The sequence below is a fragment of the Brucella grignonensis genome, from assembly GCF_002252505.1.
Taxonomy (GTDB): domain Bacteria; phylum Pseudomonadota; class Alphaproteobacteria; order Rhizobiales; family Rhizobiaceae; genus Brucella; species Brucella grignonensis.
Genome location: NZ_NNRL01000168.1, coordinates 125,047 through 139,595 on the forward strand (window position 1 = coordinate 125,047; position 14,549 = coordinate 139,595).

Here is a 14,549-nt window from a genome sequence, read left to right on the forward strand (position 1 = left end):
ATGCAAAGGATTTTCGGGCATCAAGTATCCTGTCGGGATAACCGGCACTTTGTCGGAATAGACCGGCATATGTCCGGTCATGTGAATAGGGTAAAGATGCGCGAACTTGATGCGAAAGATCGTGAAATACTGGCAATCCTGTCGAAAGAGGCGCGTATTGCGCTGAAAACGCTGGCAGGGCGTATTGGGTTGTCGCGTAGTGCCACGAGTGAGCGCGTCACAAATCTTGAGCGCAGCGGGGTCATAAGAGGATACCGTGCGGATATCGGCGAAATCGACGCAAATGTTATTCGCGCGGCGTTTTTGATCAATCTGCGACGAACCCCGGCACATGATCTGCTGGATATACTGGCGCGTCACCCGGAGGTGCGTCGGGTATCATCGGTCAGCGGGCAGCTTGATCTGATCGTCGAACTGGAGACCGGTTCAATCGACGGTCTTAACAGGGTACGTGACTTGATAGCAGGACATGACATTGTGGAAGATCTCACAACCGCAATCGTTCTGAGACGCGATATTGATCGCGAGTTAAGTTAAGATCTGCCTTCTCCTTGAATGCCGCTTCGAATGACGCTATATTACGTCATAATTAATGGCTTCACGGATATGGAGGCAACATCATGGGTCTCACACAATATTCAGATAACGGTCTGTTCGCACCGCGAAAAATTGCTGACGCGCTGCGTACAACGAGCGATGAAGTCGCCCGTTCCGCAGGATTGGGACGTGACGCAGTACAGCGCAAGGATCGCGTGCAATCTGACAAGACGCAAAAACGGCTACGTGAGATGGTCGAGATCTTGAACAAGGTCGAACCGCGTTTTGGTTCAGCGCTTATGGCTTATGCCTGGTATCGTTCGGAGCCGCTGGCTGGCTTTTCGGGTCAGACTGCGATGCAACTGGTGCTTAATGGCCGAGCCAGCGCAGTGCTCGATTATATTGATGCGATTGACGCGGGGGTTTATGCCTAACCGTGTCAATCAGCTATCGAGATAAACTTTATCGGGCTTTGAATCCTGTCTTTGCCCGGGAACCTCTTTCCGGGCGGGGCGCCGAGCTTTATGGCGGACGCTTCAATCCCAAAGGAGTTCCCGCGCTTTACGCGTCTCTCAGCATCATGACGGCACTTCGCGAGGCCAATCAGGTCGGCAACCTGCAGCCAACGACAATTGTATCTTATGATGCGGAGATCGAAACCATATTCGATTGCAGGGATGAGCTTGCATTAAAGGCAATGGGACTGGAAGCTGCAATGCTTGGGCATGATGGCTGGCGGGAGCAAATGCGCTTGAAAGGCGAAGCTGCGACGCAGATTTTTGCGAGACGTTTGATTGCAGATGGATACAGCGGCTTGCTGGTTCGCAGTTTTGCAAAGGGCGCGAGCCGGGATGATCTCAATCTCGTTCTATGGCGGTGGGGTTCATCGTCCCCTTCCCGCCTCACCTTGATTGATGATGAAAACAGACTCTCGCTATAAAATGCGTTCCGTCACACAAATTCTGACGTAAACTTCTTCAAGAAACACTAGGAGGAAGCTGTCTCAACACAATTTTTTCCCTGCGATTTCGCTTCATAAAGCGCCATATCGGCTTGGCGCAAAATACTATCAAACGTCGATAATGTGTTTTTCTGCTTAGCCACACCGATCGATACCGTTACTTTTATTTTGACATCTCCGATGACGAAGACATCGCGTTCTATTTTTTTCCGGATCGCTTCGGTAGCCGTTGTGGCCAATTCGCTGTTGGCTTCCCCGAAGATAATCACAAACTCTTCCCCGCCAGAGCGCGCAACAAAATCCCCTTGTTCCATCGAATCTTGCAGTTGGAAAGCGACATGTTTGAGTACTTTGTCACCAATATCGTGACCATGACTGTCGTTGATCAACTTGAAATTGTCGATATCGAGAACCGCTACCGCGTGGTGAGCTTCTCGTTCACCGGTAGCTTCAAATCTTTCGCTGCCAACTTCATTCAATGTCCTGCGATTGGGGAGCCCCGTCAAATAATCATTAGAGGCGGCACGCTCCCAACGACGCCGTATTTGATCCGTACACATGAGTATAAAAGTGGTTGTCCCAATAATAGGAAGAATCGCCAGAAACAACGGCGTAACTGAGTTCATCCAGTTTGAATTACTTGCAATATCCAACGTTGCACCGGGGTTTACGCCCAAGTAAAAAAGCGCCCGCGCTGCGGTGGCACTCAAAGCGGCGATGTAAAGTGCAAGTAGCATCACACGGCTACGCGAGCCATCTCTATACCGACGGCTGGCAAGGATTCTAATGCTCGCAGCCATCAGCCATATCCAGACAATGGAAACAATCACGATACGTGCCAATGTGTTTGGCGCAAAAACCACAAAATATGTAAAAGGCATCATAGCCAAAATGAAAAGAACCCAGGGAAACAGAGTTTCTTTCAGATTGTGAAACTGCCTGATTGCCGTATAGTACAGGCATACACCTGCAAAAAGACAGGCGTTTGCCACTGTCACTGTTACATTGGGTGGCACGGCTTTGCCAGCCGCAAAAGTGGCACATCCGAGTGCGACAAACAGCGTTGCCCACATCCAACTCATGGCAGCTGGTCTTAGAGCGACCGGAAAATCACGATTGATCGCGCTCAGCATGCCGCCATTGACGAGAATAATCAAAGTGACGGTTAAAAAAACCGATTTGGCATCCACTTTTTCTTCCCCCCATCAATCCGATCTGATGAAGATCGAAACCGTTAGTTTAAGAGACGTTTCAACGCCTCGAAAATGTGACCACCGCGGTAGGTTACTTCCATCAAATCTCCTGACTCATATTGATTGAAACTGTTCAACCGAGTGCATTGTTCCAATCTATTCGGTATTTCATAATTTTATGATTAATGTATCTCAAAACATATGCGCGCGCTCGTGTTCAGCAAGGGTTCATAAACTTTTAGCTAACGAATTCGTGATGTCGCCGAACTTTGTTCTAAATCAACAAATAATGATGGCGGCATCAGCGTCGTGTTTGATCAGGATTCGATGAAATAGGGCGTGCAATTTCTGCCTTCCCAAGGAGAGGGATAATGAGTATTCGTTCCAAGCTTTTAGCAACCGTTGTTTTGCCGGCATTTTCCGCAACCATCATGATGCAGCCGGTCCAAGCAGAAACGTCTGGAGCGCCAATCATCCTCGCGCAGGATAGCGGTGAACAGCCCTCCGACGATCAATCGCTCCGTCAGCAACAGGCGGAAGAAATGGAACGGGAAGCAGAGGAATCCCGCCGCCAAGCTGCAGAACAACAGCGCGCAGCCGAAGAGGAAACCCGTCGGATAGCCGAAGAGCAGCAGCGCGCGGCACAGGAAGAGGCTGAGCGTCAGGCAGCCGAGCAGCAACGTGCGACTGAACAAGCCGAGCGCGAAGCCGCAGAACAACAACGCAAAGTCGATCAGCAGAAAGCACTTGAAGAAGAAGCGCGTCAAAAGGAAGCCGAAGACGCTGCGCGACAAGCTGCTGAGCAACAGAAAGCGGCAGAAGAGGACGCCAAACGCGTAGCGGAACAGCAGCAGAAAGCGGCTCAGGAAGAAGCCGATCGGCAAGCGGAAGAACAAAAGCGTGCGTCCGAGCAGGCACAGCGTGATGCAGCCGAACAGCAGAAAAATGCCGAGCAGCAAAAGGCAATCGAGGACGAAGCCAAAAGGCAAGCCAATGAGGCTGCGGAGCAGCCCAGACCAAAGGAAAATCCGGATCAGCAATCAGAACCCGCTCAGTCTGAAGAGGTCCCTGCGGCCCCTACTGATCAGGAACCGGTAAAGCAGCCGGAAGAGCCAGCTGTCCCTCAGGTCCAGCCCGAGCAGCCTGAACCACAATCACCCGCTCCCAATGAAAAGCCTCAGGATGTTGAACCCGTCCCAGCAGAACAACCGGATCAGCAGCAGCCACAGCCGCAACCTGAGCAAGAAGCACAGCAACCTGCAAATAATTCCGTGCCAGAGCCCAAAGCTGAGATTGTCGATGAACGAACAACCGAGCAGAAACAGGAAATCGCGAAAGATCCTGCCAGCACGGATGAAACTGTCGTTCTACCGGTCGAAAACGGAGCTGCCATTCTTGATAGTGACAAGGATGCCGACAATTCCGGGGGCAATCAGTCTCGAGAAGAGCGCCGCAAACAACGCGAACAACAACGCGCTGCCGACGAACAAAAAGCACCCCCGCCCACGGATGATGCCGCAGCTCAGGTTGAAATTCCTGCGGAGGTGAAAGCTGCCCTGCCCCAAAAAATCGAGGCTAATCTTAAGGAAGAAGGCACGCGCATCAAGGATGCACCAGCTTTCGTGGTTCCGGACACCACCAACATCGTCAACAACACGGTTATAAATAATACCGTCATTAACAACAACACGGTCAACAATGTGACGAATGTGAAGGTTGTCGAACAGGTTGATAACCGCGTTATTCTGGAGACAGGCGACCGCATTTTTGTTCGCGGCGATGATCGCCCTCGCCTGCGTCGTGACGCAGAAAGCACTTACTATGATGAGTTGCCGCGTGGCCGCCTCCGCGAAACTATCGTTCGCCCTGGTGGCTATGAGATCGTGACGGTTTATGACCGTTATGGCGATATTTTACAGCGCTCACGTATCGACCACGATGGAAATGAATATCTGATGATCTATGCGCCAGAATATGATGACAACCCGCGTGCTGCGATCTTCGACGTTGGATATGATCTGCCTCCGATGCGACTGACCATTCCTGTCAGCGACTATATCATTGACGTGGCGGCAGACCCTGAACGCGACTTCTATGATTTCCTCGCCTTGCCGCCCGTAGAACGTGTCGAACGCGTCTACACAATTGATGAGGTTCGCCACTCCGCTCGCTTGCGCGATAAAGTGCGTCGTATCGATCTCGACACGATCCATTTTGCGACTGGCAGCGCAGAGGTTTCGCTGTCTCAGGCCAAAACCTTGCGCAAAGTGGCGAATGCAATGCTAAAGGTACTCGCCAAGGATCCCGGTGAAACCTTCTTCATTGAAGGTCATACGGATGCCGTCGGCTCGGATCGGTCAAATCTTGTACTCTCGGACCGGCGCGCAGAATCCGTGGCAAGCCTGCTTACGGAAGTCTACGATATCCCGGCAGAAAACCTCGTAACGCAAGGCTATGGCGAACGGTTTTTGAAAATTCGCACGCAATCGGCGGAACAGGAGAACCGCCGCGTAACGATCAGGCGTGTAACGCCGTTGGTGCGCCCTGTTGCTCAAAGATAAACCGTAGAGCGCATCCCGAAAAGTGTGAAACGGTTTTCGGATAAGATGCGCCCTAAATATGTTCGGTCGGTCAGGCGTAAACAACCTGACCGACCGAACATACACACTTGGCCTAAGCCTGAACGAACTGCACCTTCATCGTGGCAGGATCGCCACCTTTTTTTGTAAAGAACGGCAGCATTTCTTCAATAGGCAGGCGATGTGACACCAGACGGGCCATGTGGCCTTTATCCTTTTGTAGAATTTCCAACGCTTGCGGAATGTTGCGATTAAGCGAATGCGAGCCAGCAATGCGTATCTGGCGACGGAATATCTCAAACGGCGCCACCGAAATACGCGCGTCAGGTGCACAAACGCCAAATACCAGCACAGTGCCACCATCTGCCGTGAAACTGGCCATGCCTTCCGCAACCTTGGCAATGCCGGTTGCATCAGCGACAAAATCAAAACTCTTCTTCCGCGTTTCAAGCGCGCCTGAGCCCGAAGCCAACGGTTCAAGTCCAAGGCTCTCGGTGAATGCTAGACGGTGCTCATTGATATCTGCAACTGCGACCTTGGCCACACCTTGCGCTTTGAGCGAAAGAGCAAGCAGCAAACCAATCGGCCCTGCGCCAAATATCAGCGCTGTCTCGGCTCCTTGCGGGCCGGTTTTCAGTTCGGCTGCCCCAAGACCGTTGAGCACACAAGCCAGCGGCTCCGCCAGAGCGGCAACATCGAAAGGCAGATCACCAATAAGATGCAGATGCTGTGCGTTGACGAGACTTTGGTCCGCAAAGCCGCCATTATGGGTAACGCCATAGGCCTTAAGGTCGACGCAGAGATTGGTTAGCCCCTTCTGACAAGCGCGGCAGTGCCCGCACGGTATATTCGGGTCGATTGCCACGCGATCACCTGGCTTTACGTTGGTCACATCTTCAGCAACCGCCAGAACAACGCCTACATATTCATGCCCCGGCACGAGCGGAAATGCGCTTGAACCATAGCGTCCATGCAGCACGTCTATATCAGTGTGGCAGAGACCCGACGCTTTGACATCAATCAAGGCGTGGCCGGGTTTGAGTTCCGGGTCGGGCAGTCGGGCAAGTTCCGCAACACCATGTCCGGTAAAATATATGGCTTTCATTTCTACACCTTAGAGCGCATCTCGAAAGCTATGAACGAGCGTTCGGAAAAGATGCGCGTTAGAAAATCATCAGAACGCCGATCTGTTTCGATCAGATCGGTGCTCTGATGGATGGCTCAAGCCATCCAGTTGCCACCGTCGACGCCAAAAGTCTGGGCGAGGATATAATCGCTGTCAGACGACGCAAGAAATACGGCCATGCCTGTAATGTCTTCAGGCGTTGCAAAGCGACCGATCGGAACTGACTTGGCCACGGCAGCTTTCTTCTCGCCGGGCTTAAGTCCTTCCCATTTGGCAAAATTCGCATCGACAACTTCCCAATGCTCACCATCAACAACGCCCGGTGCGATCGCATTGACCTGAATATTGTGCTTAACGAGAGCAAGCGCTGCCGATTGGGTTGCAGAGATGATCGCGGCTTTGGAGAGGCAATAGAGCGTCACCAATGCTTCCCCACGACGGCCAGCCTGGCTCGCCATATTGATGATTTTGCCGCCACCTCCGCGCGCGATCATCACATTGGATACCGCTTTCATCATAAAAAGCGGACCTTTGAGATTGATACCGAGGACACGTTCATAACTGTCTTCGGTGATCGCATTGATAGGTGCCATATCGAAAATGGCGGCATTATTGACCAGAATATCGATGCCTCCATATCCCTTATCGATATCCGCCACGACTTTATCGATATCTGCAAGATTGGTTACATCGAGCTTAACCGCTTTCACGGCGCTGCCCAGGCTGCGCGCCGCCTCTTCCGCACGCTCAATATTGATGTCGGCGATGATAACTTTCGCACCCTCACGCGCATAGGCTTCTGCGAAGCCAAGCCCAATACCGCGTGCGGCGCCGGTGATAAGGGCAACTTTGTCTTTCAGTCTCATGGACATGCTCATGGGAGTCTCCGGGAGAGTTATTCGATGCACTCAACGGTGCGTTTTCTTTTCGGAAAGCAGAAGCGGATGACGTTCACGCCGCTCGAGCGCCAATCCATCAGCTTTGAAAAGATGGGCGTCAGCCGGATTAAAGCCAAGATTGGCGATTTCATGCGCGCGCGCTGTGCTGCCCCCACCTGCTTCAGCAATGATCAGATCCTTCGCAGCAGAATTCTGGACATAAAGGTACGTTTCACCCCCCAGACGTTCCACAACCATGATCTCGCCATCCAAGCTGCCATCAGGGGCAGGATGAAGATGTTCAGGACGTATGCCGAGAACCAGAGGTGCTCCGATATCGACACCAACGTTCTTGACTGGCACCGTCACGCTATTGCCGTTCGTAAGCACGACCGTAACGCCGTCTGCATCAATTGCTTTCACCTTAACGTCGATGAAATTCATGGTTGGAGAGCCTATGAACCCCGCAACAAACTGATTGACAGGATGATGATAGAGTTCAAGCGGTGAGCCAAGCTGCTCAACCTTGCCATCCCGCAGGACAACAATCTTATCAGCAAGCGTCATCGCTTCTACCTGATCATGCGTCACGTAAATCATGGTTGCATTCAGACGATCATGCAGACGAGCAAGCTCGATACGCATCTGCACACGCAACGCGGCATCAAGGTTCGACAGCGGTTCATCAAAGAGAAAAATCTTCGGCTCACGTACCATAGCGCGACCAATGGCAACGCGCTGGCGCTGACCACCAGAGAGTTGGCGTGGCTTACGATCCAAAAGCTGATCAAGCTGAAGAGTCCTTGCCACCTCTTCAACCTTGCGATCGCGGTCTGATTTGGAAACCCCTGCCAATTTGAGTGCAAAACCCATATTGTCACGCACATTCATATGCGGATAAAGCGCATAGGTCTGGAACACCATTGCCAAACCGCGTTCATCAGGCGGCACATCATTACATTGCTGACCATCGATCATGAGATCGCCACCGGTTATTTCCTCAAGCCCGGCGATCATGCGAAGAAGTGTGGACTTACCCGATCCAGAGGGACCGACAAACACCACAAATTCGCGGTCTTCAATATTGAGATCAACGCCTTTGATGACATCGACATTGCCGTAGGATTTGGTAGCATTATGGAAAGAAAGCGTAGCCATAGGGTTCCCTTTATTTCACGGCGCCGAAAGTAAGACCGCGCACCAGCTGACGTTGAGTGACCCAACCAAAGACAAGAATTGGTGCAATGGCGAGCGTGGAAGCCGCCGAGAGTTTGGCCCAGAAAAGCCCCTCCGGTGATGAGAAGGACGCGATGAATGCTGTCAGCGGGCCTGCCTTGGATGCCGTCAGATTGAGGCTCCAAAATGCTTCGTTCCAACAAAGAATGATTGAGAGAAGTGCAGTTGATGCAATTCCGGGTAAGCTGAGTGGCAGCAACAGATAGCGGATCTGTTGTCCCACTTTCGCGCCATCCATGCGACTGGCCTCCAAAATCTCATGGGGCACTTCCTTGAAGAAGGAATAGAGCATCCAGACGACAATCGGCAGATTGGACAATGTGAAGATGATGATGAGGCCCGTGCGCGTATCGAGCATTCCGCTGTCGCGAGCGAGCAGATAGATCGGCACCAAAACACCCACTGCTGGAAGCATTTTTGTCGAAAGCATCCAAAGTAGAAGATCCTTGGTACGCTTGCCCGGAAAAAATGCCGCCGCATAAGCTGCAGGCACCGCGATGACAAGGGAGAGTATCGTTGCACCCAAACTTTCAACGACGCTGTTCATCGCATAGCGAAAATAATCCGCCCGCTGATTGACCGCTGTGAAGTTTTCAAGCGTTGGCGAGAAGAACAGCTTCGGCGGAGCCACAGCGTCGATTTCCGTTTTGAACGCTGCGAGTAACATCCAGAGGATGGGAAAGAACATCAGGAGCGCCACTACCCAGCCGATGATACCGGCAGAGACTGTGGCTTTGTTGAATTTACGTTTTGCAGCCATCTCAGCCTCCTAGTTATCCAGATTGCGCGCGACAGTGCGGATGAGGAAAAAGGCGACGATATTGGCAAGAACGATGGCAATCACACCGGCCGCCGATGCCCCGCCGATATCCCACTGCAAAAGCGCTTTGAGATAGATGAAATAGGTGAGCGTGGTGGTAGCAATGCCTGGACCGCCCGAAGTGGTGACAAGAATTTCTGCAAAAATCGACAGAAGGAAGATTGTCTCGATCATGATGACTACCGAGATCGGTCGCAAAAGATGCGGCAGGACGATGTAGTAAAACATTGCCAGGCCCTTAGCTCCATCAAGGCGCGCCGCTTCCATTTGCTCGCGATCCAGCGACTGCATCGCGGTCATCAGAATAAGCGTTGCAAAGGGAACCCATTGCCATGAAACAATCATGATGATTGAAGCCATGGGGAATTGCGAAAACCAGTCGACCACCGGCAGGCCAAAACTGCGCGAAATAAACGCGAAGAAGCCATTCACCGGATGCATCAGCAAGTTTTTCCAGATGAGTGCCGACACTGTCGGCATGACGAAAAATGGCGCAATGACCAAAAGCCGCGCTATGTTCTTGCCGAAGAAATCCTGATCGAAAATAACTGCAAACAAGACGCCCAGTACGATGGATATGGTCAAAACAGATCCAAGCAGGATCAATGTGTTAGCAATTGCGGACCAAAGCCCTGGATCAGAAAGAAGAAACGAATAATTCGAAACGCCGGCAAAGCCCGTCACGAAGGGATTGATCAGATTATAATACTGGAATGAAAACCACAGCGTCATCGCCAGTGGCACGATCATCCATAAAAGCAACACGATCACAGCTGGCGCAAGCAGAGGACCGGTACGGATACTGCGGCGCGATCTGGATGCAAAACGAGATTTGGTGCCGGTGACGGCGACAGTGCTAGACGGCATTGAATGCCCCTCCCTTTCCGCTGATGCCCTCACTCCACTAAGAGCCTGCGAAAATTGGAGCAGTTCCGATTAAAGTCACAACATCGGAACTGCTCTAACTGGCTGGTTCGTTGCATTATTTCCAGCAAAAATGTTTTACACTTTTGTTGGAAATGCTCCAAATCTGACTACTTGATATAGCCAGCCTGCGTCATCATTTGCTCAGCCTGTCGCTGTGCGCCATCAAGCGCCGCATCTACACTTTGCTGACCAGCAACAGCCGAAGAAATCGCCTGACCTACAATCGTACCGATTGCCTGGAATTCAGGGATAGCTACGAACTGGATACCTGTGTAAGGAACCGGGTCCTTGGTAGGCTTTGTCGGATCAGCGGACTCGATAGCTGTGAGAACAGTTTCAGCGAAGGGCGCTGCCTTCTTGTAATTCTCATTGGAGTAGGTTGATTGGCGTGTGCCCGGAGGAACTGCGACCCAGCCTTCCTTCTCGCCGACCAGCTCCACATATTTCTTGGAGGTCGCCCATTTGAGAAATGACTTTGCAGCTTCAGCCTTGCTGGTCGATGCCGGAATCGCAAGGTTCCACGACCAGGCCCATGCAGAGCCATTCGGTGTCACTTCAACAGGCGCTTTGGTGAAAGCTACCTTGTCGGCTACCTGGCTCTGCGTCTTATCGTAGATGCGACCGGCTGCAGATGTCGCATCGATCCACATCGCGCAATGACCGGTCGAGAACAGTGCCTGATTTTCATTGAAGCCATTCGATGTAATTCCGGGAGGGCCCGCTTCTTTCATCAGGTCGACGTAGAAATTGATTGCCTTCTTCCATTCATCTGAGTTTATCTGCGGCTTCCACTGCTCATCGAACCAACGGCCACCAAATGTGTTTACGAGCGTGCCCAGATAGGCCATGTTTTCGCCCCAGCCCGGCTTGCCGCGCAGGCAGAGACCGTACTGCTCTTTGGACTTATCGGTGAGCTTGGTGGCGAATTCCTTGATCTGCTCATAAGTCGGCTCATCCGGCATTTTAAGGCCAGCGGCATCAAACAGATCCTTGCGGTAAAGTGTGAATGAGCTTTCTGCGTAGAAGGGGACGGCATAGAGCTTATCCTCAACCGTCAGGCCTGCACGGACGGGCTTGATGAGATCGTCATAGTCGTAATCATCACCAAGGTCATCGACTTCAAGCAACCATCCGGCCTTGCCCCAGATCGGCGCTTCGTAACCACCGATGGTCATGATATCGAACTGACCGCTCTTGGTCGCGATGTCAGTAGTAACACGCTGACGCAGGACGTTTTCTTCAAGAACGACCCAGTTGAGCTTGTTGCCGGTTTCCTTTTCCCATTCCGACGACAGTTTCTGCATGATGATCATGTCAGCGTTATTCACGGTGGCAATAGTCAGCTCTTCAGCTGAAGCAGCCCCAGAAATAATGGCTAGCCCCGCAACGGACGCAATTAGCCCTGCTACATAAGATTTGGTTCGCATTTCGTCTCCTCCTTTACGAATGCATAGCAAAATTCTTACATGTGTAAAATTTATGAACAGTAGTTTGCTGCTTGTCAAGCAAGGCTTTTATGCAAATTCTAAGGAGTGATATGCTATCAGCAAAAGCTAATATACGATAAGGAATATTCTGTTTTAGCACCCGAAAAGAGGCCGGACTTTTGTTCGTTTCATTTCGAGAAAGTGAAATTAATAATTTACATTCAAATACCTACACTGAACACGCAGCGTCAAAAAATCTGAATATCAGACAATGCGGTCAGATATTCTAATCACAACGCCCGCGATGGAGAACTGCCTATCGAACATTGGTAGAGATTACGCGATGTATAACTTTAGTCGTAATCTCTCTACGAACGAATGATCAAAATTCGGCGTCAGGCTGAACCGCGCATAATAAGATGACTATCGAGGCGACGTACTTCCGTTTCGATGGCAGCGCCGCTTTCTTGTGCACTGATGCGTGAAAACAGCATATCAAGCCCGAGCTGGGCGATATTGCGATAATCCTGGGCAACCGTTGTCAAAGGCGGACAGGTGAAGCGGCTAAGGGGATGATCATCGTGACCAGCCACGCGAAAATCGCAACCTTCCTCACGCCCGACGCGGCGTCTACGTTCAAATGCAGCTGAGATCACTCCAAAAGCAAGCCGGTCGTTTGCACAAAGCACAGTCCGGGTTGGAAAGCCACCACGATCAAGAATCCGACCTGCTTCCTGATATCCCAGTTCCTCGAAATTCCAGTTCTTCGCCGTCATAGGCAAAACAATTGGTTCAGTGCCAAGTCGTTCCATTGTCGCGATATAAGCGGCGCGACGGTCGAGCGCATTCTGATTGACGGTAGGCATTTCCAAAAAGCATGGATGTTCTCCAGTCCGGCACAAATATTCAGTTATATTGCCGATACTTTGACGATTATCCGTGCCCACAAATGGCTGATCTTCGTTAATACGATTATCGAGAAAAACCACCGGCATTGAATTCGAAAGACTGGCCAGAAGCTTGGCATCGGTGTCGAAACCCAGCGGCGCCATGAGAACGCCCGCAATCTTGAGCGACATCAACGTGCGCATGGCACGCGCTTCCAGCTTTCTATCGCCATGAGAGGACAACACAATTGTCCAATACCCCTCCGCGAGACAACGCATTTCAATCTGACGGATTATTTCCGCGTAAAAGGGATCCGAAATATGTGGAACAATGACGCCGATATTCTTTGGCTTCTTGCGGTTAAGGCTCACGGCAAAGATGTTCGGCTGATAATTGTAGTCTTTAAGCGCCTTTTCAATGCGGGCGCGGGTCGACGGCTTAACGCTCTCAGGATTGTCGAAATACTTGGATACAGTGGGACGAGACAGGCCGCTTGCCACGGCAAACTCCTCCATCGTCCTGATCTTGCTTTCACCCATTATGCGCTCTTCCCGTTCCGGCCAGAATATCAACTGGCAGGCCCATTTTCTTTCTTTGCGTAAAATTTTTTTTACATCGACGCAACCAGAATTTATATTTTGCCCCGTTTCAACACTGATTTCTCATATATATTTTGACGGAATTTTGCGATTATGCGGTGTTTAAATCATTATAAATTTTACGCGTGATAATTTTTATATTGACTCGCCGAACAAGCTCTATCATGTCTAGAGACAGCCCGGTTTCGGGTTAAAAGAGGAGCCTGCCCTTCAGGGAGATTTCAAGATCGGCAACGGTATTGAGCCCGCAGGAAAACGTTTTTGTGTCCCAAATCAGAAGGACGATCCGGCGGGTGCCGGTTCTATTCGGAGGAAATCATGTTTCGCAAATCGCTCAGCCGTATTCTCTTTTCCGGTGTGGCCCTCGTCATGATAGCGGGTGCAGCTTCTGCCGAAGGTATCGGCGCATCGCTTCTCACCCAGCAGCATCCATTCTATATCTCGCTCGCAGATGCGATGAAGAAGGAAGCGCAGGCTCAGAACGTGTCGCTCGAAGTGTCTATTGCCAATCAGGATCTAAGCAAACAGCTTGCCGATGTAGAAGATTTCATCACCAAAGGCGTTGACGTCATCATCATCTCGCCGGTCGACAGCAAGGGCGTACGCTCGGCAATCAACAAGGCGGAAAAGGCAGGTATCAAAGTCATCACAGTTGACGTTCCTGCCAATAATGTTGAGGTCACATCTTTCGTCGGCACAGATAATTTCGCTGGCGGCGAGAAGGCAGGCGATCTGATGGCAAAATCGGTCGGCGAGAAGGGCAATGTTGCCGTTATCGAATATCCGACCGTACAGTCTGTCGTCGATCGCGTTGAAGGTTTCAAGAAAGCCATCGCCAACTATCCCGACATCAAGATCGTATCGATCCAGCCAGGCATCACTCGCTCTGAAGCCCTGGCTGCCGCGCAAAACATTATTCAGGCCAATCCCGACATCGTTGGCATCTTCGGCTTTGGTGATGACGCAGCCCTGGCGGCAGCTTCTGCTGTGAAGGCGGCCAAGCTCGAAAACCAGGTCAAGGTTATCGGTTTTGACGGCATGGAAGAAGCTCGCAATGCCGTGAAAAATGATCCCGTTATGGTTGGCGTTATCGCCCAGTATCCAGATCAAATGGGCAAGGCTGCTGTTGAAACCGCTGTGAAGGTGATCAAAGGTGAAAGTGTTCCGGCCAAGCAACCGATCATACCTGGCGTCGTCACCAAAGACGGCGAAACCAAGTAATACCGCGTGAAACGGCGGCACTCCTCCCAGTCGTCGTTTCCATTATGCGCGCGGCAGCTTTTGCGACACCACACGCCCGAGCTGCCGCAGCATCCTCATCGACAGTTGATCCCGAGCGCTCATCGTTTCGCCGCGCGGGCATTTGCAATATAACGGA

General features: G+C 51.4%; 13 protein-coding genes. 5 read left to right on the plus strand and 8 right to left on the minus strand.

Going from position 1 to position 14,549, the window contains the following annotated elements; all coding sequences use genetic code 11:
* The first annotated feature begins 96 nt into the window (after positions 1–96).
* The 3 genes from CEV33_RS22090 (at position 97) to CEV33_RS22100 (ending at position 1,477) form a co-directional block, all read left to right on the plus strand.
* The gene (locus tag CEV33_RS22090) at positions 97–537 is read left to right on the plus strand and encodes an Lrp/AsnC family transcriptional regulator (RefSeq protein ID WP_024899125.1); all 441 of its coding nucleotides are present in this window, start codon (positions 97–99) and stop codon (positions 535–537) included.
* Between the two features lie 83 nt (positions 538–620).
* Positions 621–971 (plus strand): MbcA/ParS/Xre antitoxin family protein, encoded by a 351-nt coding sequence (locus CEV33_RS22095; protein WP_024899124.1) that lies wholly within the window; start codon positions 621–623, stop codon positions 969–971.
* 8 nt (positions 972–979) lie between these two features.
* A complete protein-coding gene (locus CEV33_RS22100) occupies positions 980–1,477 on the plus strand; it encodes an RES family NAD+ phosphorylase (RefSeq protein WP_094542603.1) in 498 nt (165 codons plus the stop codon).
* Between the two features lie 47 nt (positions 1,478–1,524).
* On the opposite strand, the gene CEV33_RS22105 is transcribed toward CEV33_RS22100, so the two are convergent.
* Positions 1,525–2,688, minus strand: coding sequence for a GGDEF domain-containing protein (locus tag CEV33_RS22105; protein WP_094542511.1), 1,164 nt, complete (start codon positions 2,686–2,688; stop codon positions 1,525–1,527).
* A gap of 374 nt (positions 2,689–3,062) precedes the next feature.
* Between CEV33_RS22105 and CEV33_RS22110 the strand changes: the two genes are divergently transcribed.
* Positions 3,063–5,252, plus strand: coding sequence for an OmpA family protein (locus CEV33_RS22110; protein WP_094542512.1), 2,190 nt, complete (start codon positions 3,063–3,065; stop codon positions 5,250–5,252).
* 112 nt (positions 5,253–5,364) lie between these two features.
* Here CEV33_RS22110 and CEV33_RS22115 read toward each other — a convergent pair whose 3' ends face one another.
* From CEV33_RS22115 to CEV33_RS22145, 7 genes are all read right to left on the minus strand, one after another.
* Positions 5,365–6,375, minus strand: a complete 1,011-nt coding sequence (locus tag CEV33_RS22115; RefSeq protein ID WP_094542513.1) for a zinc-dependent alcohol dehydrogenase family protein — start codon at positions 6,373–6,375, stop codon at positions 5,365–5,367.
* Between the two features lie 116 nt (positions 6,376–6,491).
* Complete coding sequence (locus CEV33_RS22120; protein ID WP_094542604.1) at positions 6,492–7,262, minus strand: L-iditol 2-dehydrogenase; 771 nt, start codon at positions 7,260–7,262, stop codon at positions 6,492–6,494.
* Positions 7,263–7,304: 42 nt separating this feature from the next.
* Positions 7,305–8,432, minus strand: coding sequence for an ABC transporter ATP-binding protein (locus tag CEV33_RS22125; protein ID WP_094542514.1), 1,128 nt, complete (start codon positions 8,430–8,432; stop codon positions 7,305–7,307).
* Between the two features lie 10 nt (positions 8,433–8,442).
* The gene (locus CEV33_RS22130; protein WP_094542515.1) at positions 8,443–9,270 is read right to left on the minus strand and encodes a carbohydrate ABC transporter permease; all 828 of its coding nucleotides are present in this window, start codon (positions 9,268–9,270) and stop codon (positions 8,443–8,445) included.
* Positions 9,271–9,279: 9 nt separating this feature from the next.
* On the minus strand, positions 9,280–10,197 hold the full coding sequence (locus CEV33_RS22135) for a carbohydrate ABC transporter permease (protein ID WP_094542516.1): 918 nt from the start codon (positions 10,195–10,197) through the stop codon (positions 9,280–9,282).
* Positions 10,198–10,364: 167 nt separating this feature from the next.
* Positions 10,365–11,684 carry an ABC transporter substrate-binding protein gene (locus tag CEV33_RS22140; RefSeq protein ID WP_024896999.1) on the minus strand — a complete coding sequence of 440 codons (1,320 nt, stop codon included), beginning with the start codon at positions 11,682–11,684 and terminating at the stop codon, positions 10,365–10,367.
* A 395-nt stretch (positions 11,685–12,079) separates the two neighbouring features.
* Entirely contained in the window at positions 12,080–13,111 is a 1,032-nt protein-coding gene (locus tag CEV33_RS22145; protein ID WP_094542517.1) for a LacI family DNA-binding transcriptional regulator, read from the minus strand.
* 378 nt (positions 13,112–13,489) lie between these two features.
* On the opposite strand from CEV33_RS22145, the gene CEV33_RS22150 reads away from it, so the two are divergent.
* Positions 13,490–14,392 carry a substrate-binding domain-containing protein gene (locus tag CEV33_RS22150; protein ID WP_094542518.1) on the plus strand — a complete coding sequence of 301 codons (903 nt, stop codon included), beginning with the start codon at positions 13,490–13,492 and terminating at the stop codon, positions 14,390–14,392.
* The last annotated feature ends 157 nt before the right edge of the window (positions 14,393–14,549 follow it).

Coding starts and splice junctions, on each gene's coding strand:
- CEV33_RS22090 (WP_024899125.1), top strand. CDS start 97: ATGCGCGAACTTGATGCGAAAGATCGTGAAATACTGGCAATCCTGTCG.
- CEV33_RS22095 (WP_024899124.1), top strand. CDS start 621: ATGGGTCTCACACAATATTCAGATAACGGTCTGTTCGCACCGCGAAAA.
- CEV33_RS22110 (WP_094542512.1), top strand. CDS start 3,063: ATGAGTATTCGTTCCAAGCTTTTAGCAACCGTTGTTTTGCCGGCATTT.
- CEV33_RS22115 (WP_094542513.1), bottom strand. CDS start 6,375: ATGAAAGCCATATATTTTACCGGACATGGTGTTGCGGAACTTGCCCGA.
- CEV33_RS22120 (WP_094542604.1), bottom strand. CDS start 7,262: ATGAGACTGAAAGACAAAGTTGCCCTTATCACCGGCGCCGCACGCGGT.
- CEV33_RS22125 (WP_094542514.1), bottom strand. CDS start 8,432: ATGGCTACGCTTTCTTTCCATAATGCTACCAAATCCTACGGCAATGTC.
- CEV33_RS22130 (WP_094542515.1), bottom strand. CDS start 9,270: ATGGCTGCAAAACGTAAATTCAACAAAGCCACAGTCTCTGCCGGTATC.
- CEV33_RS22135 (WP_094542516.1), bottom strand. CDS start 10,197: ATGCCGTCTAGCACTGTCGCCGTCACCGGCACCAAATCTCGTTTTGCA.
- CEV33_RS22140 (WP_024896999.1), bottom strand. CDS start 11,684: ATGCGAACCAAATCTTATGTAGCAGGGCTAATTGCGTCCGTTGCGGGG.
- CEV33_RS22145 (WP_094542517.1), bottom strand. CDS start 13,111: ATGGGTGAAAGCAAGATCAGGACGATGGAGGAGTTTGCCGTGGCAAGC.
- CEV33_RS22150 (WP_094542518.1), top strand. CDS start 13,490: ATGTTTCGCAAATCGCTCAGCCGTATTCTCTTTTCCGGTGTGGCCCTC.